Raw genomic sequence first — 24,941 nt, forward strand, 5'->3', positions numbered from 1 at the left:
AAAATATAACATCTCTTTAAAAGAGATTAATTAAAATTGGTAGATCCCCTATGAATTATGCAAAAAAAACATATTTATTTCTAATATTGACTGGTTTATCCTCCACGAGTCAGGCGGTAATTGATGATCCTCTTGAAGAGGCAGCGACAGAGCTAGCAGCCCAGCAATCTAATAAAAAACTTACCGAAGAATCTAAATTTAATATTTCCAGTAATACATTTTTGGAAATAGAAGAATTTAAAGGCTATACAATTAACAACAAGAAAATCTTTGATAAAATTAGCCCGGTAGTTCAAGTAGCTATTCAGCCAGTGGACTCCACGTGGAGTTATTTTATGGAGTATAAAGTCTCCATGCGTAACTACACGACCAATTTTCACTCAGAACAGACTTCCTATAATCGTAACCGTTTACAATTACAAGCTAACCGAAATTTGATTAAAAATCAGGACGCCACTCTGAATCTTAGTTTCGTTTATCGTAAAGAATCAAATGATGTAAAAAATGGCATGCCAGCAAAAAACTCTTACCACTCTTATTGGCTGATCCCTGGCGGTAGTTATAACTTTAGCGAAAAATTTGCATTCGTTTTCTGGGATGCCGGTTATTACTACGATAATGCTTTCTCCGGTCCGGGCTACAATGACTGGGAATGGGAAAGTGAGCATGGTTTCCAGTATCGAATCAACGATAAAATGCTGGCTAAACTGATGTATTACACTGACTGGACTTGGAACAGCCATGGCGATAAAACCTGGGAACAGAATCAGATCCGTGGTTATTTCCCCACCAAGATTAACGAGCAGTGGGATATTCAGCCTTATTTCCGCTATTTCCTCAATGAAAAGAATTATGACCCTGCGACGGGAGTCACCACAAACCGTGCAGATAATGGCGGGTTGCGCTTGGGACTGATTGTAAACTACAACCTAACACCTAAAACAACCCTGTGGACGAATCTGGCGTGGGAACAGACAACATGGCAACATTCAAAGAACAGCCAGCTGGTTCACCTGACGTACGGGGATGATAATACCCAGGACTTCCGCCTCTACTCAATTGGCATACGTCACATCTGGTAGTTATCGGGTTGTGTAATAATACAAAAATTACCCAGAGGAAAGTGCCTCTGGCTTTATTTTAATTTATCTATTATTTCTTTACTTCGGTTAATATAACGCTGACTTCTTTCATTCTCTTCTTGCAACAGACAAACAAACAGTAAGTCAGTAATAGTATTCTGAGCGGTTCGTGCTGATATAGACGAACTGCGCCATCGTGTTTCTCCAGCCAGAGTATCCAGAGTGTAATCCGCTATTTTTCGTAACGGACTTTCCTGCAGTGAGGTGACAGCAACTAGTTGTGCGCCGTTATTTTTGGCAACTTGCGCGGCCAGCAATATTTCTTTGAGTGACCCCGAGTAGGAAATAGCGATCTGAATATCTCCCGGGGCTAAAGACTGAGCCACTGTTATTTGTACGTGGCCGTCCAGTTCATTCATTACCGGATAACCAATTTTCATCAATTTATAAGCGAGATCTTTAGCAGCCAGAGCTGAACCACCAATACCGGTAATTTGGATACGGCGAGCGAATTTTATTAACGAAATGATTTTTTCTAGCTGGGAGAAATTAACATTATCGGTTGAATCTCGTAGTGCTTCTTGTTTTTCAAGGCAGAGTTTTTCAGCAATGATGGTCGGACTATCATAAATAGTGATACTACTGTGCAAGTGCTGGTCAGCGCTATTAATTTGCTTATTAAGCTGTCCCCACTCTTCGATTAAAGCCATCTTAAGGTCAGTAAAACCTCTGAAGTTTAATTTCTTGGCAAATTTTACAATACTGGACTGGCTTATGTGTAACTGACTGGCAATTTCTTGTGACGAGCATTGCTTTAATATTTCTGGATGCGCTAATAGATAGTCGGCGATCGTTCGTTCACCCGGTGTAAGTTGTTCTTTATTCAGCGAAATAAGTTGTAAAATACGCATCAGTGTTAACCCTGAAAATAACAAGAGTTCCTATCATAGCGGCAATGGCCTGTAGAGCGATACATGGGAGACAGAACAATATTTTCTTTTTCACGCTGATTCCCCGCTGTCAGTATCATCACAAGGTATTAATCGAGAACGTAGGGTGATAAAAATAATTTATTCCAAAGTTACCCCACTTAGTATAATTGTATTAACCTGCTGATTTTATAGTTTTTTATTCGCGTTTAAATGCGGATAATAAATCGTTTAACGTGATTTTACCACTAGCTAGTGGTAAAATTGAACGTCTTATCACCAGCAAATTACTTTGACAGATTAAGCATAACGCAAATTAACTCGAAGAAAATGATCACTGAAAGTCGCAGTCCTGCCAGTGAGTAAACAAGACATGCATTCATAGAGTTGACGCTCATGTAGTATGCCCAATTTTCGGTGGTGATTCTGATGACTGTGGTTGCAATCAAGGGTTGGTTCTATGGGAAAGCTGAGCCTGTCAAAACATACGAAACCGGAGAAGAAGGCACACCAGCTATCGCTGTCATATATTCTGCCGGACTTTTCAGCTTGGTTATATTTACCGCGCCTCCCTGCCGAGGATGAAGGCCAGTCCGTTGCCGGAAGAAGGGCGAGAGAAGTTTCTGTTACGTGCCACTAAAGGCTTGTCGTTCTTTAATACCTCACCGATGGATCTCGGTAAAATTGGGCAGAATGACATCAAGGCGAACCTTGAGAACTACTTTCAGTATTTTTCAAAGGATGCGCGAGAAATCTTTGAGCATTTCAAATTTAGTGAGTTTGTTGGTCTGTTAGATGATGCCAACCTGCTGTTCAAAATCGTTAAGAAATTTGCCACCACCGACCTGAGCCCAAAGGCCATTTCTAATCATGAAATGGGGTTGGTGTTTGAAGAGCTGATCCGTCGTTTTGCGGAGAGCTCAAATGAGACGGCAGGGGAGCACTTTACCCCACGTGATATCGTGCGCTTAACCACTTCGCTGGTGTTTATGGAAGATAATGATGCATTGTCGAAAGACGGCATTATTCGCACCATTTACGACCCAACGGCGGGTACGGGGGCTTTCTCTCATCCGGCATGGAATATGTGCACGAACTTAATCCAAATGCGGTGATGCGTGCCTTCGGCCAAGAGCTAAACCCAGAGTCTTACGCCATCTGTAAAGCCGACATGTTGATCAAAGGGCAAGACGTCAGCCACATCAAGCTTGGGAATACGCTTTCCAACGATCAGCTCCCGCAGGACCAGTTCGACTATATGCTGTCTAACCCCCCGTTTGGTGTGGACTGGAAAAAGATTGAAGGCGAGATTAACGACGAACATCTGCAAAAAGGGTTCAACGGGCGTTTTGGCCCCGGTCTGCCGCGTGTCTCTGACGGCTCGCTGCTGTTCCTATTGCACCTGATAAGCAAAATGCGCGATAGCCGTAACGCCGATGGTTTGGTGAACAACGGCGGACGTATCGGGATCATCCTCAACGGTTCACCGCTGTTTACCGGCGGGGCGGGAAGTGGTGAAAGCGAAATCCGCCGTTATATTCTGGAAGCCGATTTGCTGGAAGGCATCGTTGCGCTGCCGACCGACATGTTCTACAGCACCGGCATTGCCACCTATGTATGGGCCCTATCGAATAAAAAAGCGCCGGAGCGCAAAGGCAAAGTCCAACTGATTGATGGCACCAACCTGTGCGGCAAGATGCGCAAATCGTTAGGTTCCAAGCGTAACCTGATGGGCGAAGACGACATCAAGCTTATCACCCGCACCTTTGGTGAGTTTGCCGTTGAAATGCCACCTCTCTTGAAGAGTTGGGGCTTGAGAAAGCACCTGAGCAAAAATCTAACCGTGGCCGCCAATCTGCTACCGCTAAAACCGAAGCGCCGAAAACTTTCGCCAGCAAAATCTTTAACAGCACCGATTTTGGCTACCGTCGCCTGGCCATTGAACGCCCGCTGCATTGCCTGCCATTTTAGAAGGGTGTGACGTTCGGGCGCAGGCCAAAACCGGCAGCGGTAAAACAGCCGCTTTTGGTATCGGTCTGCTACAGCAGATTGACGACGACTCAGGCGCTGTGCTATGCCCAACGCGTGAGCTGGCGGATCAGGTCAGCAAAGAGCTGCGTCGTTTAGCGCGTTTCACCAGAACATCAAAATTTTGACACAGTGTGGCGGCCAGCCAATCAGCCATCAGCTGGATTCATTGGTACATGCGCCACATATTGTGGTAGGTACACCGGGCCGTATTCAGGAACATTTGCGCAAGAAAAGCGTTAGTTTGGATGCGATGAAAGTGCTGGTGTTGGATGAAGCCGACCGCATGTTGGATATGGGCTTTGCCGATGCCATCGACGATGTGATCAGCTACACCCCAACTTCACGTCAAACCCTGCTGTTCTCTGCAACCTATCCGCAGGGGATTGAACGCATCAGCGCGCGTATTCAGCGTGAGCCTGTGAATATTGAAACCGGCGATGTTTCTGCGCTGCCAGATATCGAACAACAGTTTTATGAAACCTCACGCGGTGAGAAATTAGCGTTGCTCCAAGCGCTGCTGAGCAATCTGCAACCGGCATCATGCGTGGTGTTCTGTAATACCAAACGTGATTGCCAAGACGTCTACGAGGCGTTGTCTGGGCAGAATATTAGCGTACTGGCTCTGCACGGTGATTTAGAACAACGTGAACGCGATCAGGTGCTGGTGCGTTCTCTAATCGCAGTTGCCGTGTGTTGGTGGCAACCGACGTCGCCGCGCGTGGGTTAGATATCAAAGAGCTGGAAATGGTCGTGAACTACGAGCTTTCTTTCGATCCTGAAGTTCACGTCCACCGTATTGGCCGTACCGCGCGTGCAGGCCAGAAAGGCCTAGCCGTGAGCTTTGTGGCACCATCAGAAATGGTGCGTGCTCATGCGCTGGAAGATTATATCGGCCTGAAATCGACTTGGTTGTCTGCGGATAAAATGATGGCATCACCGATGCAGCCATTGGAAGCTGAAATGGTGACGCTGTGCATCGACGGTGGCCGCAAGGCCAAGATCCGCCCTGGCGATATTCTGGGTGCATTGACCGGTGACGCAGGCCTTACCGCCGCCGACGTGGGTAAAATCGATATGTTCCCGATTCATGCCTACGTAGCTATTCGCAAAGCATCAGCTAAGAAAGCCTATAAGCAGCTTCAGGAAGGCAAGATTAAAGGGAAAAACTGCAAGGTTCGTATTTACAAGTAATCCGCCAATTCTCCTTTCTCGCCTCCCTTATCTGATGAGGGAGGCGAATATCCTCTTTTTATCTCTTCAACTCAGTCAATATCACTCTGGTGATAATTTCAGGTTTTATTAAATTAAACCGATAACCATTTTTCTGTCACTCTCGAAAATAATTGCGCGCTGATAACTGCGGCAATTTAAAAATGTCCGTAACAAAAATAGAAATACATTTCTTTTTACATAAAAGTAAAATAAAAATTATCAGGATGATAATGAGGACTCTCTCAACTCACTGCTGATGACGATCATTACGGAAAATAATGTCAGCGATCCTATGTCTGTAGGTTAGTGGCTACATCAATGCGGCTTTTGTCCTATATACATATAATAAACCTAGCTTTATTATGCGGAATATTGCGTTTTATCTTGTCTGAAGAATTTCAAACAAGACGTAACTATTAAGAAAATCATTAAACATGCTTAATAAATATCACTTTTAAATCTCTCTATAAATGTTTCTAGTCTGTTACTGGAAATGAATGTGTATTTTAAATATCACTTCCAGTGTTTTTAATTATATTTATTTAAATGAAAGCTAAATGAATAGGTTTTAGTTATTGTACTTTTGTTATTTAAGCAAATCATGAATTAATATATAAAAATAGATTATTAAAATCTAAACGCAGATTAAACAATTCTTGTTAAAAATAAATTCGCTATAAATAATCCCCGACTTACTTATTTTTTCACATAATATTCTTCCGTTTTGAATAAAAAACAATTAATTAGAATTTAATACCGTTTTTTGTATTTTTGCAGATAATAAGATCTAAATAACAAAAAAATCATTATAATGATTCAAATCCACCGCTAGCATGGTGGTTACTAAATGGTCGTAAAGCGGGTGCTGATAGCCATTTTGTACCTCTTTTATCTATGTGATTGTGTATTTATCGCTAGGATGGCAGCCCGCTGAAATGGAATTCAACGACTGAACAGCTAAGACATACATCCCTCAATTATTGTGTTGCTGGCGTTGGCCAAGTTGCATTCTAATGGGAAGCATAAACTGCACGTACTTGTGCAATCCAATGTTTAAACAATCCTAATGCGCATATATGTATTAACAACCTGTATTGCGTTGGGATTTTCTGTATGTGAAATATCATCTAATACAACGAGGAAAGGATGTTTAACTTACGTTTAATTATATGATTTGTAGGTCGATTTAGTCATGGGGATAATTATTCTAGTCACGTTCCCCATCAAGTTAGAAAGCCAATCAATATTAGCCGTTTATTGTTAATTTTCTTGAGTTATATATGAATAAAAGCAAACCCCCATCTGCCAGTGAAATAAAAATAGGTAAAAGATATATCCGCGCCATTGCACACCTGAATATCGGTATGCAGGTCGTATTCCCCTTGGCCCTGTCATTTACTCCGGTAATGGTCGCAAGAGCTGAAACAGAAGACAAAAAATTCCTCACGACCAGCGCCCCAGTGACAACTATTCCCTACGTGTTACAACCGGGGGATACGATTGCTCAGATAGCAGAAAAATATCAGCTCACCGTGGCACAGCTTAAAAAGCTGAATCAATATCGAACCTTTGCCCACGGCTTTGAATCAGTGCGCGCTGGGGATGAGATCGACGTTCCCGTCCAATCCAAAAGCATCGCCACTGATGCTGGCAGTGATGACAGCGCAGCACTAGCTCAGCGTGCCCAGCAGGCCGGTCACTTTTTACAAAACAATCCCAACAGCGACAGCGCGAAAGATTTGGCGCGCGGCCAAGCGTTGGGTGCAGCGAACAGCAAAGCGAATCAAGAAGTGGCCAGTTGGCTGAACGGTAAGGGAAAAGCGCGGGTAAAATTGGATGCCGACCGTGATTTCTCACTAAAAAACTCTGAGCTGGATGTGCTGTATCCGCTGTGGGAAAACAACGCCCATCAGGTGTTTACTCAAGGTTCGGTGCATCATACCGACAGCCGCAACCAGTCCAATCTGGGGTTGGGCTACCGCTATTTTGAAGGCACCTATTTGCTGGGCGCCAACACCTTCTTCGACCACGACTGGTCACGCAGTCACTCGCGTTTAGGCCTTGGTGCCGAATATCAGCGCGATTTCCTCAAAGTGGCCGCCAACGCCTACATGCGTTTGACCAACTGGAAAAACTCACCGGACTTCGATAACTACGAAGAACGCCCAGCCAACGGGTGGGATATTCGTACCGAAGGCTATTTACCTGCCTATCCGGGGATCGGCGGCAAGCTGGTGTATGAGCAGTATTACGGCGACCGCGTCGGGCTGTTTGGTAAAGATAATCAGCAAAAAGATCCGGTAGCGGTGACGGCTGGCGTTAACTATTCGCCTTTCCCGCTGATGAAGTTCAACGTCGACCACCGCATGGGTAAAAGCAATCAAAACGACACCCGCTTTGGCATCGATCTGAACTATGTGTTTGGCGCACCGTTAGGTCAGCAGTTGGATAGCAGCCTGTTGGCGGCGAGCCGCAGCTTGGCCGCGAATCGTTACGACTTTGTCGAACGTAACAACAACATCGTGTTGGAATACCGCAAAAAAGAGAGCATCAGCCTCCGGTTAGCTTCGCAAATCAGCGGCTACAGCGGTGAAAGTAAATCGCTGGGCGTGTCGGTCAACAGCACCAACGGCGTTGAGCGTATTGAGTGGACCGCGCCAGAACTGCTGAGTCAGGGTGGGCAGATTGTTCAGGTTTCTGAACAGCAGTTCAACGTGATCATTCCTGAATATCAATACGGCAACGATACCAACAACAGCTATGTGGTGAGCGGCGTTGCCTACGATAAATCCGGCAATGCATCGCCTAAGGCAGAAAGCTTGGTGATCGTGTCATCAGCGGCGGTGAGCATTCTTAATAGTACGCTTACCCCGATGGAGCTACAGCTACCGAACGATGGTACCTCTACGGCTAGATTGACGCTGGTATTGCGTGATGCGAACAATCACCTCGTCAGTGGTATCGCCGATGACATCAAAACCACGCTAAGTCCCGTGGGTCGCGGTCAGCCAGATGCCACGGTGAGTGCTTTCAGCGAAGACATGACCCGTATGGGCACCTATAGCGCCACCGTGACGGCGGGCGAAAATATGGGTGAATATAAAATTACGCCTGAAATCCATAATGCCAAACTTGCGTCAGCGACGCTGTATGTCGGCAGAGCTCCGGTGATCAGCGGTTTAACCATGAGCGGCAAGCTGGCGTTAGGCGAGCAGCTATCGGGTCATTATCAGTTCGATAGCAACAGCGGCAATGCACAAGATGCCTCTCTTTACCAATGGGGCAATAAAGGGCAAACCACAGGGCTGAATGGCGCTGAGACCATCGTTACTTCAGGTAGCGTGCCGGGCTATACGCTGGTCGCCAGCGATGTTGGGCAGGTAAAAGAGCTGTCGGTTCAGGCGCGTAACGGGGTGGAAACCTTAGGGAATACGCTGACGGTCACCACGGCTCCGGGCGATAACGGCAACAACACCGAAGGTGGTGGTGAAGGCGGCGTGATTGTGGATGAAACTGTAGCGCCAACCATCAGCAACGTGGCTATCAGCGGTAAGCTGGCGGTCGGCGAAGCACTGAGCGGCAGCTACACCTTTGCGGCCAACACGGGTAACTCAACCGATACTTCCGAGTATCAATGGGGCGCCAAGGGCTCAACCGCCAACGCAGTAGAAAACGGCAACGGCAAAGCGATTAGCCAAAGCGGCGTAGTGCCAAGCTACACCATCGACAGCAGCGATGCGGGTCAGGTGTTGGAAGTTTCTGTGCGGGCTAAAAACGCTGCCGATGTGTATGGCAACAGCGCGACGGTGACCACCGCGCAAACTGGCGGCGGCAACAACACCGAGGGCGGTGGTGAAGGCGGCGTGATTGTTGATGAAACTGTAGCGCCAACCATCAGCAACGTGGCTATCAGCGGTAAGCTGGCGGTCGGTGAAGCACTGAGCGGCAGCTACACCTTTGCGGCCAACACGGGTAACTCAACCGATACTTCCGAGTATCAATGGGGCGCCAAAGGCTCAACCGCCAACGCAGTAGAAAACGGCAACGGCAAAGCGATTAGCCAAAGCGGCGTAGTGCCAAGCTACACCTTACAAAGCAGCGATGCGGGTCAGGTGTTGGAAGTTTCTGTGCGGGCTAAAAACGCTGCCGATGTGTATGGCAACAGCGCGACGGTGACCACCGCACAAACAGGCGGCGGCAACAACACCGAGGGCGGCGACGGTAACGGTAATATCACCGATGAGCAGGCTGCACCAAGCATCAGCAACGTGGCTATCAGCGGCAAGCTGGCGGTGGGTGAAGCGCTGAGCGGCAGCTACACCTTTGATGCCAAGACCGGTAACCCAACGGATACTTCCGAGTATCAGTGGGGCGCCAAAGGCTCAACCGCAAGCGTAGTGGAAAACGGCAACGGCAGCGCAATCAGCCAAAGCGGCGTAGTGCCAAGCTACACCATCGACAGCAGCGATGTGGGTCAGGTGTTGGAAGTTTCTGTGCGGGCTAAAAACGCTGCCGATGTGTACGGTAACAGCGCCACGGTAGACACCGCGCAGACTGGCGGCGGCAATAACACCGAAGGCGGCGACGGTAACGGTAATATCACCGATGAGCAGGCTGCACCAAGCATCAGCAACGTGGCTATCAGCGGCAAGCTGGCGGTGGGCGAAGCGCTGAGCGGCAGCTACACCTTTGATGCCAAGACCGGTAACCCAACGGATACTTCCGAGTATCAATGGGGCGCGAAAGGCTCAACGGCGAGCGTAGTGGAAAGCGGTGAAGGCAAAGCAATCAGCCAAAGCGGCGTAGTGCCAAGCTACACCATCGACAGCAGCGATGTAGGTCAGGTGCTGGAAGTATCTGTGCGGGCTAAAAACGCTGCCGATGTGTATGGCAACAGCGCCACGGTAGACACCGCGCAAACAGGTGGCGGCAATAACACCGAAGGCGGCGACGGTAACGGCAGTATCACCGATGAGCAGGCTGCACCAAGCATCAGCAACGTGGCTATCAGCGGAAAGCTGGCGGTGGGCGAAGCGCTGAGCGGCAGCTATGACTTTGATGCCAAGACCGGTAACCCAACGGATACTTCCGAGTATCAGTGGGGCGCCAAAGGCTCAACCGCAAGCGTAGTGGAAAGCGGTGAAGGCAAAGTAATCAGCCAAAGCGGCGTAGTGCCAAGCTACACCATCGACAGCAGCGATGTGGGTCAGGTGTTGGAAGTTTCCGTCCGAGCTAAAAACGCTGCCGATGTGTATGGCAACAGCGCCACGGTAGACACCGCGCAGACGGGCGGCGGCAATAACACCGAAGGCGGCGACGGTAACGGTAATATCACCGATGAGCAGGCTGCACCAAGCATCAGCAACGTGGCTATCAGCGGAAAGCTGGCGGTGGGCGAAGCGCTGAGCGGCAGCTATGACTTTGATGCCAAGACCGGTAACCCAACGGATACTTCCGAGTATCAGTGGGGCGCCAAAGGCTCAACCGCAAGCGTAGTGGAAAACGGCAACGGCAGCGCAATCAGCCAAAGCGGCGTAGTGCCAAGCTACACCATCGACAGCAGCGATGTGGGTCAGGTGTTGGAAGTTTCTGTGCGAGCTAAAAACGCTGCCGATGTGTACGGTAACAGCGCCACGGTAGACACCGCGCAGACTGGCGGCGGCAATAACACCGAAGGCGGCGACGGTAACGGTAATATCACCGATGAGCAGGCTGCACCAAGCATCAGCAACGTGGCTATCAGCGGCAAGCTGGCGGTGGGTGAAGCGCTGAGCGGCAGCTACACCTTTGATGCCAAGACCGGTAACCCAGCCGATACGTCCGAGTATCAATGGGGCGCCAAAGGCTCAACCGTAAGCGTAGTGGAAAACGGTGAGGGCAAAGCGATTAGCCAAAGCGGCGTAGTGCCAAGCTACACCATCGACAGCAGCGATGCGGGTCAGGTGCTGGAAGTCTCAGTACGGGCTAAAAACGCTGCCGATGTGTACGGTAACAGCGCCACGGTAGACACCGCGCAAACGGGTGGCGGCAACAACACCGAGGGCGGTGGCGAAGGTGGTGCGATCGTTGATGAAACGGCAGCGCCAAGCATCAGCAGCGTGGCTATCAGCGGCAAGCTGGCGGTTGGCGAAGCACTGAGCGGCAGCTACACCTTTGATGCTCAGACCGGCAACCCAGCCGATACTTCCGAGTATCAATGGGGCGCCAAAGGCTCAACCGCAAGCGTAGTGGAAAGCGGTGAAGGCAAAGCAATCAGCCAAAGCGGCGTGGTGCCAAGCTACACCATCGACAGCAGCGATGCGGGTCAGGTGTTGGAGATGTCCGTACGGGCTAAAAACGGGGCTGATGTGTACGGTAACAGCGCTACGGTAGACACCGCGCAAACAGGTGGCGGCAACAACACCGAGGGCGGTAGCGAAGAAGGTGCGATCGTTGATGAAACGGCAGCGCCAAGCATCAGCAATGTGGCTATCAGCGGTAAATTGGCGGTGGGTGAAGCACTGAGCGGCAGCTACACCTTTGATGCTAAGACCGGCAATCCTGCAGACACGTCTGAGTACCAATGGGGCGTGGAAGGCACGACCGCTAACGCAGTCGAAAACGGTCAGGGTAAAGCGATTAGCCAAAGCGGCGTGGTACCGAGCTACACCTTACAAAGTAGCGATGCGGGTCAGGTGCTGGAAGTCTCAGTGCGAGCTAAAAACGCTGCCGATGTGTATGGCAACAGCGCCACGGTGAACACCGCACAAACAGGCGGCGGCAATAACACCGAGGGCGGTGGTGAAGGTGGTGCGATCGTTGATGAAACCGCAGCGCCAAGCATCAGTGACGTGGCGATTAGCGGTAAGTTGGCGGTCGGCGAAGCGCTGAGCGGCAGCTACACCTTTGATGCCAAGACCGGTAACCCAACGGATACTTCCGAGTATCAGTGGGGCGCCAAAGGCTCAACGGCAAGCGTAGTGGAAAGCGGTGAAGGCAAAGCAATCAGCCAAAGCGGCGTAGTGCCAAGCTACACCATCGACAGCAGCGATGCGGGTCAGGTGTTAGAAATGTCGGTGCGGGCTAAAAATGGTGCAGGCATAGCTGGTAATGCTAAAACTATTAATACGGCTCAAGCTGGCGATGGTAATAACACCAATGGTGGTAAAGATGGTACGGTGGTAGAACGATATAAATTTACTGTAAATCCTAGTAGCAGAACTATTGGTGAAACACTGCAATATCAGTATTCGTTAACTGCTACTGCATATGGGGAACAAGTGAATGTACCTAACAGTGCTATTACATGGTCCTCTAGTAAAAATAATGTTGCGACAATTGATTCATCAGGGCTAGTTAGCGCTAAAACTGAGGGAAGTACAGTAATTACAGCTGTTGGCACATATAATTCCGAGCCTTTCAATGTCTCGTCAGATCTAACTGTGGCTCCACTAGAATATTCATCCCTATATGGGACTAGTGGTACAAACAATGCTACTGTTGTGGTGACTCCTCCAGACTACAGTATTGAAATGCAATGTGGTGAAATAGTCGATGGCATGGGCTCTATTGGAGGAACAGGTGGAGCACGAGAAATTATCGATAGTACAGATAATGTAACAAAAATTACGACAACTACAGGTAAGTGGGATAATAAATATATTGTTGGAAAGATTGTATTTACTTATAAAAATGGCTCAACCAAAACTTGCGGTCGTGCAGAGAACGTTATTGAAAATATCGAAAATGTTTACCAGATACCAGATAACTACAGACTACAAGGATACAAGGCACATGGTGATGCGTATGTTAATGGGGTTCAATATATTATTGTGTTGAAATAAGATAACTTCATTCTAGTCTGTTTTAAATCAAAGTAATGCCTAAAGAGTGGCCCTCCCTATGCTGATGTACAAAATTGCTTGGGAGGGCTATGAAAAAATGGCCTAATCGAAATTTTTTATTACACCACTTAAATAAGTAGGTGTTAAATGATTCAGAAATGAGTGTTAGTGTGAAAAATAAAATTATTTCGTTCCTGTTTATGGCAGCTCATTTCTCGTGCTTTGCCCAATCCGATGTTAATCTAGCCTTTCATATGGGACTCGGTGCCAATGGGCATTATGAAATTGGCGGAACTATGGAAAATAACAGCTCAGAAACGTTGCCATATAGCGCGGTGACTTATATCACAATTGATAAAAATTGTGTGCCAAGCGGTGCGAAAGTAGCAAATCTTGGATCAATAAAAGCCAATGGCTCGTTGGAATTTAGGATCCCCGTTAAGGGCATATTATCCTCATACCGCATTTTAAGTGTATCGGCTTGGAATGATGTGGGGGTTCCCGTCGATGTTGATGATAAAACGGCTGAGGTAATTAAAAGCCGAGATAGTGAATTTATGAAGATCTGCAAGATAAAACGAAAATAATAGCTAATTGAATTGCAATGTTATTCTTATAAGGGATAATTACACTATATTGAATATATAGAATCACTTAAGATTATTAATGGGAGTAATTTGTTAATGCTAAAAAAGTAATTTTCAGCAAGATTAACTATTAAATTTTCACTTATGGAAAGAAGGTGTGAATGCTGTCATAACTGATAGGTATATAACAATGAGTGGATGAGATAATATTGAAAAGAGTAGCCAGACTTCTTCGCAACATCTTTAGTTTTAAGTCGTTTTTCAATATTATCATCAATCCAGCGTAGTACGCCTTCTATAAGTTCATTTTTAGAGTGCACAGCTTCCCCCAAGACAATTAAATTATTCAACTGTGAAATAAAAAGTTTGAAAAAAAATGAGGCCAGCCATGCTGCATGCTGAAGCAAGACAGCGGTGATATAAGATGCTGCTCTTGGATATGGTCGCCACCAAATCATGGCTGGAGGCATAAGACTCAATCTGCATTTTCTGGACAATGTGGTACGTAACAAAACGCTGCTCCCTCTCGTAGCTGGTGTTTACATTAGGAAAGAAGCAATGTTCTGGAAAGGAATCGTTACCTCATTGCAACGTATGTCCAATGCTCCCGTCCATATTGGTGGTTTTACCGCGTTAGAGCTCGAAGGACTTCGTCATTACCTATCTACAAGACTTTACCTTTATTCCACAGCCACGTTCCCTCGATGGCAGGTTAGAATCGATGCTCCTGTACAATTTGAGTGGCGTGGCACTCCTCGCTTGTGGTCTGAGACGCAAATGCAAGACAACCAGTATCTCAGGCAATATATCTGCCAGGCATCACTCCCTCCATTGCATTATTCCTGTCCAGAGAAAACCATCTTGGAGCTCTTGGCGGCAGTACCCAATACTATCAGCTTTGAACATGCCGACCAGCTTATGCAAGGACTACACAACCCATCACCTCGCAAGCAGAATGCCTTGCTGAAAGCCTGTAACAGTATTAAAGCCAAGCGACTCTTTCTCTGGATGGCAGGAAGACATCGATACGCTTGGCTCAAGCACCTGACACCAGATCAGTATGAACTGGGTACTAGTAAACGACCGTTCGCTAAAGATGGCACACTAGAGCCAATCAGGCAAATAACAGTACCTAAGGAGATGTAAAGAACATGAACAGACAAACCACTACTACCGACAAGTGCAACTTCCACTGCGAATTATTCCTTTTGTTTCACAGCACGAATGTTTCGCCCCCAAAGGGGGAACTACTATCAATTTGTTAGTTCATTACTGAGCAGCAATCGCCCTTCAGGATTAACACGGGCAATTATCAAAGCAAGGAAAATAAATAAGACATTATATCTACTAAATTATATTGATAATAAAGGTTACCGATGTCTTATTCATTATGACCCAACTTAACCGGTGAGAAGGCAGACATACTGTCGCCAGAGCTATTTGTCATGGGCAAAAAAGCGAGCTCAGAAAACGCTATCAGAATGGGCAAGAGGAGCAACTGGGCGCTCTGGGCGCTCTGGGCCTGGCAACTAATGCTATCGTGCTCTGGAATACCATTTATGTGCAGGCCGCATTGGTAGATTTACGGGAAGAGAGCGATGAATAGCCTTTATAATTATCTGTTGTAATGGTTGTAAAAGCATTGTTAAAAGCGTACGTTTTCGTACAATTGAGCTTCAGCCCCCTACGTAGCACATAAAAAAGCCGCCTAATGGCGACTTTAGAAGATAGTTAGTATAATACTAAATTATTTTTGTTTTTTTATTTTTAAAACAACAAGCTCTATATCAGGAGTTAATCTATGGTGTTTTATATATGCATCAACAACTATATCATCCTGCGATCTTATATGCTTTATTTTTTCTTTTAAAACTTCTTCAACACTTCCTGCAAAGTTAATTTTCAAAGTATCGAAATCCATCAACCTTTCTTTTTCATCATCTACTAACCGCTTGTAGTCATTCATTTTAATATCCATTAAATAGTCTCCAAAAATAAACTCATTGCTATTCTTTTATTATTTACAATTGTATATAAACCGTATTCTGAATTATACTCGCAACTACATATCCTGTTTGCAATCAGGTGTTTTTTTCGATATAAATCAGATAACTGAAAAACATCTTGTTTACTTTTTATTGATGATAGTGAACCTAATGAAAAAAGTTTTCCACGGTTAGAGTCATCAACATTGTTCAGCATTCTTGTTAAAAAACTGATTAAAGTGTTAGCTTTTATTTCTCTATGTTTCATATTATTAATACCAAGGTTAAGTACATTATATATTCACTTATAATATCATTATGGGTAAATATAAAAAAATCACAACTGCTATATTGTTCTCATCATCGCTACTAGATAATGTTTTCCTCGGTTAACAAGATGGGGTTGTACGCCGGAACCTCCTAAATTTCCGGGAGGCATAATTATCTCTGTTGTGTTGAAGCTGAACAGTCGCACATCTACGGCGTGAGCGGCGTAACGTCGGACTTGAAGTGGAATACTAAATCTGGCCACCTGAATAGAGGTGATATCATCGCCTCATAGTCAAAACAGGTGACATTATGACCGGACGTAACAGACGCAATTTTAGCCCCGAGTTTCGCCTCGAAGCTGCCCAGCTTGTACTCGATCAGCACTACAGCGTTGCCGCCGCTGCAACAGCAATGAATGTCGGTAAATCCACGATGGATAAATGGGTTCGCCAGCTTAAAGAAGAACGCGCAGGGAAATCCCCAAAGGCCTCTCCGATGACGCCTGAGCAACTTCGCATTCGTGAATTAGAAAAACGACTACAACGTGTTGAAATGGAAAACGATATATTAAAAAAGGCTACCGCGCTCTTGATGTCAGACTCCCTGAACAATTCTCGTTAGTTGAGAAACTCAGGACGCGGTTTCCTGTTGCCTTTATTTGCAATGTGTTCGGGATCCATCGCAGTAGCTATCGGTACTGGCTAAGCCGACCGCAGAAACCTGATGCAAAACACATCGTTATACTTAGCCTAGTTCGTGAAGTTCATCATGCCAGTAATGGCTCTGCGGGGGCCCGGAGCATTGCCGATATGGTCAGCGCAAAAGGTGTTCCGTTGAGTCGCTGGCGGGCCAGTAAGATAATGAAAGAGCTGAATATTATTAGTTGCCAGCAACCGGAGCATCGCTACAAAAAAGCCACAAAAGAGCATGTGGATATCCCTAATCATCTGGATCGCCAGTTTGCAGTAACGGAACCTAATCAGACCTGGTGCGGCGACGTGACCTACATCTGGACGGGCAAACGCTGGGCTTATCTGGCGGTTGTTCTGGATTTATTTTCTCGCAAGCCAATAGGCTGGGCGATGTCGTTTTCTCCGGACTCAGTTCTGACAGGAAAAGCATTAACGATGGCCTGGGAAACCAGGGGAAAACCGGCTGACGTTATGTATCATTCTGACCAGGGAAGTCACTATACCAGCAGGGAATTCAGACGGTTATTGTGGCGTTATCGTATAAAGCAAAGCATGAGTCGACGAGGGAACTGCTGGGACAACAGCCCAATGGAACGATTTTTCCGCAGCCTGAAATCAGAATGGGTCCCGAACTGTGGATACGCTAATTTTAGCGAAGCAAATAGATCAATAACGAATTACATCATTGGTTATTACAGCCAGCTCAGACCCCACCAATATAACGGTGGCTTAACACCCAATGAATCAGAGCGATTGTTCTGGAAAAACTCTAAAACTGTGGCCAGTTTTTGTTGACCACTTCAGCGAGTATGAGTGCCAGCAAACTGCCCCAAATCCATTTTGCCCAGCGGCCATAGGCTCGATTAACGGCATTATCAACGTTGTCGTAAGACTTAAAAAATCCCATTATTCATTTCCTGATCAATCCAAAAACCATCGACTGTTCATATTTTCAGTACTGTGTATTCGCAAGGTGAACTAATACCTCTGCCAGCGACCGTGTCCCATTGACCACATCCGGAAATGCAGCTCTTACAGGGGCCGATTCCAGCGTTTGCTTCCCACCATTGAGGTAATAAAGCGTGAAAACTTTCTGATCGGCCTGAGAGAACAACCCCGCTTCTTTACTTTTATTCAGCGCTTTGATCACCATCAATCGCTGAGCACACGGCGGAAATCCCCTACTGGTTGGCATCTTCTGCCATTCTTTCAGGATACTGGTCACCTCGGGTTTATCGGCAATCTGCTGCCAGGCGGCTTTATCAAGCCGGATAATGTGAGCGGTGGGCATTTCTACTTCAGAGGGCATGATGGCAAGTGGCTGCCACTGTATTTCGCCTGGGAACCACCACTGTGTGATGCCATTGAACAGAAAGGCATGCCAGTCGCTGTGTGCATGCTGCGCCAGCACGTCAATAACATGGCTAGCATAGAAACGGGTCAGTTCAGTTGAGCCATTTGGCTGCACTATTTGTGCAGCCACGGGATAACTGCACCGCTAACAACGATGGGTTGCGCGTGGAAACAGTGACTGCGGCACTTCCTGGTAACTTATACACATACTGATATTTTTTTGAAACATCATAATCGGAAGATATTTGACCTTTCCTTCAATAAGATATGACGTATTAATGCCATTGTTTTTTCAATAATACTGTTAACGATGGCATCGCCTTCATCGTCAGAAAATAAAAGATGCTCGGTTCCTTTTAAGTCTAGTCCACAGCGTTCTTCTTTTGACATGACCCCCATTGGATCCACTTTTGAAATCAACGCAGACACATTTAATACCAGGCTCATGCAGGCCATAATCTATTATTGAATATACGGAATAGGAGTCTAACGAATCACTGTCATGGACAATTTCATGTAGCTCACCAAAATAATCAAAAAAAATAAGACAAATCACCCTTATCCCATGCTTCAAATTTTATTGAACTTAAACCATCGCTTTATTTATCGTTTGATGATTTTTGTCATAAATCAAACCTGGTGATAAGTAATTTGCAGGAACCCCCTTGTAATCCAATACTTTCCAGTAGCTATTTTTTCATCGTTATCGATAGTGGAGAAGCGTTTTTCTCTATATCTTGAAACAATCCACTAATATAATTTTCAGATTGCTGCCCAAGATCCAATCCACGGTCAAATGTAACCCCGAATGCACCAATAACAACCCTTGTTATTAGGGACGTGAGGACTCGTCCTGCTGGATAGGCAAAGGCACTTAAAGCTGAAAGGCTTAGCAAAGTTAACAAACTCATTTTATTTAGCGCCATCATTCCTTCGAAATATGATGTTCATTAATCTAAACCATTCTGTTCAACCTTGACACCAAGAGAAACAAACTCCCCATCATCAAAAATGTCTACCACTTACAATCGGTACCTTCTTCATTATAGGCATTAGTATTATCCGAAAATGATGTTATTGTATTTTTTTTCGATTTATATGTTAACTGGTAAAACCGCGCCCCTTGAGACATTATTGTATAATATCCATTAAGTTTACCATCAATGAACTCGGCCCACTTTGACGTATACTCGTCGGACCTTCCATCCTCATTAACTGCTGAAGAGCCTGAAATAAACACTAGCGGAATACCTTTATCTGATTTGCTGTATTTAACGTATCCCAGCGAGATACCATCCTGACTCACTTGAACAAATTTCACATTAATTTTACCAGATGAAAAACAGCCGACAACCTGGTTGTTATCTGCGTGCGCAAAGCCAGATAACAAAGCAAAGCAAAGCAAAGCAAAGCAAAGCAAAGCAAAGCAAAGCAAAGCCAATTGATTTTAGATTCATTGCAACGCCTCAATTCTATGATTAAAAAATGAGAGCATTTATGTATTCAATCCTACAAGTTTTCTTATGTACCGGCTCACAAAGAATTGTAATGACATCATTAGTTTCTTATTTGTAGCTGAATCGGATATATGTGTTTTTTAATATATTTATAAGCGTCACTCGTTTTTTTGAACTATTGACAACCAAGAGCGTCGTCCTTATCACACTGAAGTTTACCCATTAGATCCGAAAGTCTATCAACCCCTTCATCTTTACATTCGTACGTATACTCTTTCTTAGTCTTAAGATTAACAACCGTAACCCCCTTATTACTATCGCCATCTTCATAATTGCTAAAAACCGTATACTTAAAACCACTGTGGTGGAAACTAACGTTCATATAATCGGTTTGGAATCTGGAGTAGTGGTTGTATAAAAAACCAGAGTATTCTGGGGCTAGTGATGAATAGGCAAATGTCTCTCCACTAGAGTTTTTCATTTCATAAATCATCTTATTGGATGATGTTTTTAAGGAAGCTTGTCCCTTAGTAGTATTGCAAGAGAAATAATCACCTGCCGCATAAGAAAGCGATACGAATGACAATAATCCACTCAGTAATAAAATTCTATTTATTTTTTTCATAATTATCTCTCATTCTGGAATCATAACCTTGTTGTTTTGGTCTATTGTATCTTCTCGCAAAACTTAGCCAGTCTTTATCTCTAATCGACTTAAGTAAAACAGAGTCAGATTTAATAAAATTGACAAATGCACTGAGTTGGTTCTTTTCTGATTCGGAAATTGATTTAACAAACTCCTCAGGTGAATTATAGCCTGCTTCTTTAAAGTTGGAGTCAGCATTAACTACTTTGGATGTCTTTCAAGATAATGAAAATACACAAACAAGGTGTAGTTGTATGATTTTTTCATGGCACCATGATGAACAGAGCATGAATTTAATCATTCAATTCTTCCGGCCCCCCTTGCTAATTATTATCCTTTAAATACTGTATGCGCTCATTGGTTTTATCTAACAGGCATTTTTCGTAAATACTAGAAAATCCAGTCCCTGTTTTTGATTCGTAAGTTTCATAATCACAGCTAGCATCTCTCATTTTGATCCATGCTTGTTGCGCCCTCTTAAGGTATACATCTTTTGATTCTTTTTGCCCATAAACCCCCTCCCACTCTTGCTTATATTCTATCATTTGCTTTTTATATAGTTCATTCAGTTCATTATCAGACTTTTTATATCCATCCAGGATTTTTATATAATTATTTTGTTCATCCAAAGATATTGCAAAAGTCAAAAATGGAACTAATAACAAGCTCAATACGAAAATATTTAATTTATTCATTATAGATATCCTTTACGAGCATTAAAACGTTGAGTTGGCACTCCAAAATTTGACTTCCAGTATTCATTCGATATATTTTTTTGAAACTGTTAGCTCCATCACTTAAATCCTTCATGAAATATCTTCTTGTTCGAGAGGAGTTATCCTCTCTAAAAATAAGATCTACTAACACATCCTGTACATTCTGTGATATTGAATCTATATTTACAGTATACTGTACGCCATCAATGTTTGTACCTTTAGCAATAACTCGTTTTGTAACATTGTATTGATGTTCGTACACAGACAAAAACAAAAAATGTTGTTGTTTCCTTGTTAAGTATTGTTCCCCTTTTGGAACGTGTTTATCTATATCTTGACAATAGCGTAGTGCTGAACTCCCTTGTAATCCAACACTTTCTAGTAGCCATTTTTTCATCGTTATAGATAGTGGAGAAGCGTTTTTCTCTATATTTTGAAACAATCCACTAATATAATTTTCTGATTGCTGCCCAAGATCCAATCCGCGGCCAAATGTAACCCCGGATGCACCAATTACAACCCCTTTGTTGTTAGGGACGTGAGGATGACGTGAGAAATAAATGCTATTATCATTGTCATTACCTTCAGCATCAAACGTAAGCTGCCCTTTGGGTACCTTTAACCATTTAAGAGCCATTTCATCATCATTGGAAAGCGCACCTAAAAATTCTACCGGATGCATATGCCACAAAGACGAACCCAGTTTTAATTTACTGGTATCCTGTATCCACACCATCTTATCAAGATAGTCTTCACAGTATTCTCTCCACTCGGGGGCATCACTCGTTAGTTTGTTCAAAAACGACTGCCAAATCGGCGTTTCTTTTTGTGATACCACTCACTGGGGTGTTTCACGATCATCTTATTCTTCACGTCGCGATAAGATGGGTTATGAATAGCACTCAGGTATTCTTGGGATGAATAGGAACTGACACTACTGTCAATCCGGTTTAACCTCACAATTCACAGCGTTTTATTTTCACCACAGTTCGGCGCACACCAAGGCGTGCAGATGTACGTGCAAATGTTGAGATGGCTCTAATAATATCAGGCCACAGCTATTTATTCGATTTCATCTATAAATGAACTATATTAATGCATCCACTGTAACCGATTAGTAATTATCGACAGCCTTTTTATAATTATTGAAAAAGTCATTTAACTGCGTAACACCATCAAGTTCACATTGATTCTCAAGAAGTTCTGCTCGCTGACCATCCATTGTTTTATACAATGCACATCGATCGGAAATTTATTTTCTCTGTGCATTGTAAAAATCGATAGTGACTGAATATTCGGAACCATGTTTTTCTATCATACTTTTAATAGAATCTTCTACTTTGTTTGTGCTGCCTTGAATGCAGGACAACATAACGGGATGAACTGTCGTATTCCCCGCACAAGAAGAGTTTGTTTTTGCATAAATGCAAAGTGGAAAGAACAATAATAAAAGCGTATATTTAGTTTTCATCATCAATGACCTTATTAGTTTTTTCAAGTTCCAACAAATCACGTTTTTCTGCGATGGCCCTTGACCTCAGATCTCCCCACCATGTTGGCGATGAAGGAAACAAATTCTCAACATTATTAAACTTATAGTCCTGAACAATTGTAATGATATCTTTCTCAGATAAAGCAGAAATATTTTTACCCTTTAAAGCCCTGACAGTTATACCAGTTCTGGCACCATATTGAACAGAAGTTGACCAAGTAATGTCGTTAATCGCAGCATGTGTTTTTGAAAACTCAATACCTTTAGATTTCAAATAGTCAATCTGAACTTCATAGTGCGTTTCTTTAATGTAATCTTGCTGTTCCTTTGAAAATTCATCCTTATACTGAGCTGCAATTTTTTCCATACTTTATTAAGCTCAGAAGTTGCAGGAGTTAAAGCTTCAAATTCTGATTTGAATTTAGAGTGTAATATATATTTCTGAACAACTCCCATTTTAGATGAAAATTGATATTTACCATAAGAAATGCCGCCATGATCACCTTTACCCGTTGAAACAACACTGGGCCCTCGCCCTCCAGACTCAAAATGCTCTGATGTCTTGCCCAGTTCCCAGTAACTAAGCGTTTGCCTTAAGGTCCCTAAAAACTCCACCGGATGCATATGCCACAAAGATGATCCCAGTTTTAATTTACTGGCATCCTGTATCCACACCATCTTCTCAAGATAGTCTTCACAGTATTCTCTCCACTCGGGGGCATTACTCGTCAGTTTGTTCAAAAACGACTGCCAAATCGGCGTTTCTTTTTTGCGATACCACTCACTGGGATGTCTCACGATCATCTTATTCTTCACATCGCGATAAGATGGGTTATGGATAGCACTCAGATATTCCTGGGATGAATAGGGACTGACACTACTGTCAATCCGGTTCAACAAACGCTGATAGTTATACGGAGTGTCTCGGCGGATTTGTTGCTTTTCGGCACGCAGCCGTTCGCATACGGCAAAAACCAATATCCCTCCTTTTAAGCATCCACTTCTGTTTTCACCTGACTCAGCTTCAGAATAACTTCCCCCTCCTTAGTTATCTCTTTGCTGACTATCATTTTTATTTTCAGGTCTTTCGAGATCATTTAGGGGATTTTTTCTTCATAACGATCTTATCAGGCACAGACAAATTAGCAGCAACAAATGGCGATTTATCATCAATATGATAAACCAATTTATCTCCTTCAATCTTCAAAACAGCCTTTCCAGTCCCAACAAAAGCGCTATAAAATGAAATCAGTGCCTTTCTATTAACAATATCCCCAACAATATTGTCATCATCATCCTGTAATTAACGTCGCTATGAGACGGGTTATGATTAGCCAAGAAATTCAACCTTTGAATTTTTCCTTTAAATAATTTTTAATCAATGCGGCGTTTTTGTAGTTGAACTTAGCTCCCTTACCTTCACATCCGGATAAATTCACATCATCATTTATAGAAACATTCTTAGATATGTTTCCTTTTTTATCATAGGAATATGCATAGACTTTATAGCAAGTCATATCATGAGCATCCCCCCCCCATGATATCAAGTTTACAATATTCATTTCAGAAGAAATATTTATGAAAAACACAGATAAATTCACAGGTGAATGATTATCTTTGTTTTTATAACTATCAACAATAACATCACCAGACTCGCTTTCTTTGACAAGATTCAATCCCTTGTCCGTAACATATTTTATATATATATTAGAAGCATTTTTTAAAGCAAATGGACCATCAGCAATAACTTCATAATTTTCTACGTAATCTTTACCTGTACGATTGTCTTTTTTGACGCCTTCCCCCTCGCATCCACAAACCGAGTGATTAAGCGAAAGTGGTACATAAGGTTTTTGAGCATTCATTACAGCATATATTTTGGCGAAAACATTATCCAGTTTATCATCAAAAAAATAATACGAAGAAACAGCCATTGCACGATCGCCTGTTTGTGACGACATTCCAATCCTTACACCATCAACCGCTCCCCACTTGCAAGAAAATGTAAAATGGTCTCTAATTGTTGCGGTATTTGCATTTCCCTCTAAAGCAATATCAATATTTTTTTGATCGTGCAGATTTTTCACCGTCAGTGTGTAATATTTAGTGCCATCAAGATCTTCCGAGCTTGGTTTTAAATAAAAATCAGAAGCACAAACATTCATAGAAAAAAAAATAAAAATTAATGAACTAAAATATCTCATTAAAGACACCTTCACGTAATAATCTATTTAAATTTTCAAACCGATCATCATAGTGATCATCATGTTTATTAATAATTTTAGTTATTGAATAGGACACATCTTTCGAAACCCCTTGATCAGCTCGAGTCGGTAGATTATTAGAATCCCAAAAATAAAGTGCTGACCGAACGGCATAAACAGTTTCGAGCAACAAGTCAGGCTCAGCTTCAAAATCGATTCTTTGCCCCCATTTGGTCTCATGATATTTTGTAAATGCTCTATAGTTTCCTCTGAACGTCAACTGTTTCATTCCACGACCACGATATCTCCACCCATCCCCACTTGCATAGTCGCCATTGTTAACCCTTTTAGCATATGCTTTATTGGCTATGTTTTCAGCGTTTGCTGCCTGACGCCCAGGAATGAAACCATCACCATCGGCTTCAGCAACATGATTAGCATAATAAGCAAATTTTGCGACAA

18 protein-coding genes and 5 pseudogenes are annotated in these 24,941 nt (G+C 43.9%); 8 read left to right on the forward strand and 15 right to left on the reverse strand.

Annotated elements, in window-relative coordinates:
* The first annotated feature begins 50 nt into the window (after positions 1–50).
* A complete protein-coding gene (locus AB3Y96_RS15495) occupies positions 51–1,082 on the forward strand; it encodes an OmpG family monomeric porin (RefSeq protein ID WP_072310607.1) in 1,032 nt (343 codons plus the stop codon).
* 53 nt (positions 1,083–1,135) lie between these two features.
* Here the strand turns inward: AB3Y96_RS15495 and AB3Y96_RS15500 are convergent, their stop codons facing one another.
* Positions 1,136–1,993: an SIS domain-containing protein gene (locus AB3Y96_RS15500; protein WP_072310606.1), complete on the reverse strand. Its 858-nt coding sequence runs from the start codon at positions 1,991–1,993 to the stop codon at positions 1,136–1,138.
* 599 nt (positions 1,994–2,592) lie between these two features.
* On the opposite strand from AB3Y96_RS15500, the pseudogene AB3Y96_RS15505 reads away from it, so the two are divergent.
* The 4 genes and pseudogenes from AB3Y96_RS15505 to AB3Y96_RS15520 all read left to right on the forward strand — a co-directional run.
* A pseudogene (locus AB3Y96_RS15505) lies at positions 2,593–3,964 on the forward strand (class I SAM-dependent DNA methyltransferase); the annotation flags it as partial.
* A 2-nt stretch (positions 3,965–3,966) separates the two neighbouring features.
* Positions 3,967–5,233: pseudogene (gene dbpA / locus AB3Y96_RS15510) on the forward strand (ATP-dependent RNA helicase DbpA).
* A gap of 1,301 nt (positions 5,234–6,534) precedes the next feature.
* Positions 6,535–13,077 (forward strand): inverse autotransporter beta domain-containing protein, encoded by a 6,543-nt coding sequence (locus AB3Y96_RS15515; protein ID WP_367299633.1) that lies wholly within the window; start codon positions 6,535–6,537, stop codon positions 13,075–13,077.
* Between the two features lie 170 nt (positions 13,078–13,247).
* Complete coding sequence (locus AB3Y96_RS15520; RefSeq protein ID WP_168780312.1) at positions 13,248–13,664, forward strand: FxLYD domain-containing protein; 417 nt, start codon at positions 13,248–13,250, stop codon at positions 13,662–13,664.
* 167 nt (positions 13,665–13,831) lie between these two features.
* Here AB3Y96_RS15520 and AB3Y96_RS15525 read toward each other — a convergent pair whose 3' ends face one another.
* The gene (locus AB3Y96_RS15525; protein WP_247650359.1) at positions 13,832–14,176 is read right to left on the reverse strand and encodes a hypothetical protein; all 345 of its coding nucleotides are present in this window, start codon (positions 14,174–14,176) and stop codon (positions 13,832–13,834) included.
* On the opposite strand from AB3Y96_RS15525, the gene AB3Y96_RS15530 reads away from it, so the two are divergent.
* Together AB3Y96_RS15530 and AB3Y96_RS15535 are read left to right on the forward strand one after the other, a co-directional pair.
* Positions 14,121–14,810, forward strand: coding sequence for a type IV toxin-antitoxin system AbiEi family antitoxin domain-containing protein (locus tag AB3Y96_RS15530; RefSeq protein ID WP_247650358.1), 690 nt, complete (start codon positions 14,121–14,123; stop codon positions 14,808–14,810). The genes AB3Y96_RS15525 and AB3Y96_RS15530 overlap by 56 nt on opposite strands.
* A 108-nt stretch (positions 14,811–14,918) precedes the next feature.
* Positions 14,919–15,231 (forward strand): annotated as a pseudogene (locus AB3Y96_RS15535) (Tn3 family transposase); the annotation flags it as partial.
* A 180-nt stretch (positions 15,232–15,411) separates the two neighbouring features.
* Here the strand turns inward: AB3Y96_RS15535 and AB3Y96_RS15540 are convergent.
* Positions 15,412–15,642 (reverse strand): hypothetical protein, encoded by a 231-nt coding sequence (locus tag AB3Y96_RS15540; RefSeq protein WP_072310285.1) that lies wholly within the window; start codon positions 15,640–15,642, stop codon positions 15,412–15,414.
* A gap of 586 nt (positions 15,643–16,228) precedes the next feature.
* On the opposite strand from AB3Y96_RS15540, the gene AB3Y96_RS15545 reads away from it, so the two are divergent.
* A protein-coding gene (locus AB3Y96_RS15545; RefSeq protein ID WP_168780213.1) for an IS3 family transposase occupies positions 16,229–17,406 on the forward strand; the annotation gives its coding sequence in 2 pieces (ribosomal slippage) (positions 16,229–16,487 and positions 16,487–17,406; 1,179 coding nt in all).
* Here the strand turns inward: AB3Y96_RS15545 and AB3Y96_RS15550 are convergent.
* From AB3Y96_RS15550 to AB3Y96_RS15605, 12 genes and pseudogenes are all read right to left on the reverse strand, one after another.
* Positions 17,381–17,518 carry a hypothetical protein gene (locus AB3Y96_RS15550; protein WP_168780214.1) on the reverse strand — a complete coding sequence of 46 codons (138 nt, stop codon included), beginning with the start codon at positions 17,516–17,518 and terminating at the stop codon, positions 17,381–17,383. The genes AB3Y96_RS15545 and AB3Y96_RS15550 overlap by 26 nt on opposite strands.
* A 45-nt stretch (positions 17,519–17,563) precedes the next feature.
* Positions 17,564–18,094, reverse strand: coding sequence for a hypothetical protein (locus AB3Y96_RS15555; protein ID WP_367299634.1), 531 nt, complete (start codon positions 18,092–18,094; stop codon positions 17,564–17,566).
* A 98-nt stretch (positions 18,095–18,192) separates the two neighbouring features.
* Positions 18,193–18,393, reverse strand: coding sequence for a hypothetical protein (locus AB3Y96_RS15560; protein ID WP_367299635.1), 201 nt, complete (start codon positions 18,391–18,393; stop codon positions 18,193–18,195).
* Between the two features lie 586 nt (positions 18,394–18,979).
* The gene (locus AB3Y96_RS15565; RefSeq protein ID WP_367299636.1) at positions 18,980–19,405 is read right to left on the reverse strand and encodes a hypothetical protein; all 426 of its coding nucleotides are present in this window, start codon (positions 19,403–19,405) and stop codon (positions 18,980–18,982) included.
* A gap of 191 nt (positions 19,406–19,596) precedes the next feature.
* A complete protein-coding gene (locus AB3Y96_RS15570; protein WP_367299637.1) occupies positions 19,597–20,046 on the reverse strand; it encodes a hypothetical protein in 450 nt (149 codons plus the stop codon).
* The gene (locus AB3Y96_RS15575) at positions 20,030–20,206 is read right to left on the reverse strand and encodes an N-acetylmuramidase domain-containing protein (protein WP_254663949.1); all 177 of its coding nucleotides are present in this window, start codon (positions 20,204–20,206) and stop codon (positions 20,030–20,032) included. The genes AB3Y96_RS15570 and AB3Y96_RS15575 overlap by 17 nt, the downstream gene beginning before the upstream one ends.
* A 184-nt stretch (positions 20,207–20,390) precedes the next feature.
* Positions 20,391–20,762, reverse strand: a complete 372-nt coding sequence (locus tag AB3Y96_RS15580; RefSeq protein ID WP_072310595.1) for a lysozyme inhibitor LprI family protein — start codon at positions 20,760–20,762, stop codon at positions 20,391–20,393.
* Positions 20,755–21,582: a pesticin C-terminus-like muramidase gene (locus tag AB3Y96_RS15585; protein WP_139130996.1), complete on the reverse strand. Its 828-nt coding sequence runs from the start codon at positions 21,580–21,582 to the stop codon at positions 20,755–20,757. Before AB3Y96_RS15585 ends, AB3Y96_RS15580 begins: the two co-directional genes overlap by 8 nt.
* A 315-nt stretch (positions 21,583–21,897) precedes the next feature.
* A pseudogene (locus tag AB3Y96_RS15590) lies at positions 21,898–22,257 on the reverse strand (hypothetical protein).
* Positions 22,244–23,079, reverse strand: a pseudogene (locus AB3Y96_RS15595) (hypothetical protein). The pseudogenes AB3Y96_RS15590 and AB3Y96_RS15595 overlap by 14 nt, the downstream one beginning before the upstream one ends.
* 539 nt (positions 23,080–23,618) lie before the next feature.
* Positions 23,619–24,479 carry a hypothetical protein gene (locus tag AB3Y96_RS15600; RefSeq protein WP_367299638.1) on the reverse strand — a complete coding sequence of 287 codons (861 nt, stop codon included), beginning with the start codon at positions 24,477–24,479 and terminating at the stop codon, positions 23,619–23,621.
* Positions 24,466–24,768: a hypothetical protein gene (locus AB3Y96_RS15605; RefSeq protein WP_072310600.1), complete on the reverse strand. Its 303-nt coding sequence runs from the start codon at positions 24,766–24,768 to the stop codon at positions 24,466–24,468. The genes AB3Y96_RS15600 and AB3Y96_RS15605 overlap by 14 nt, the downstream gene beginning before the upstream one ends.
* Positions 24,769–24,941: the final 173 nt, after the last annotated feature.

This window comes from Hafnia alvei (assembly GCF_964063325.1).
GTDB lineage: Bacteria > Pseudomonadota > Gammaproteobacteria > Enterobacterales > Enterobacteriaceae > Hafnia > Hafnia alvei_B.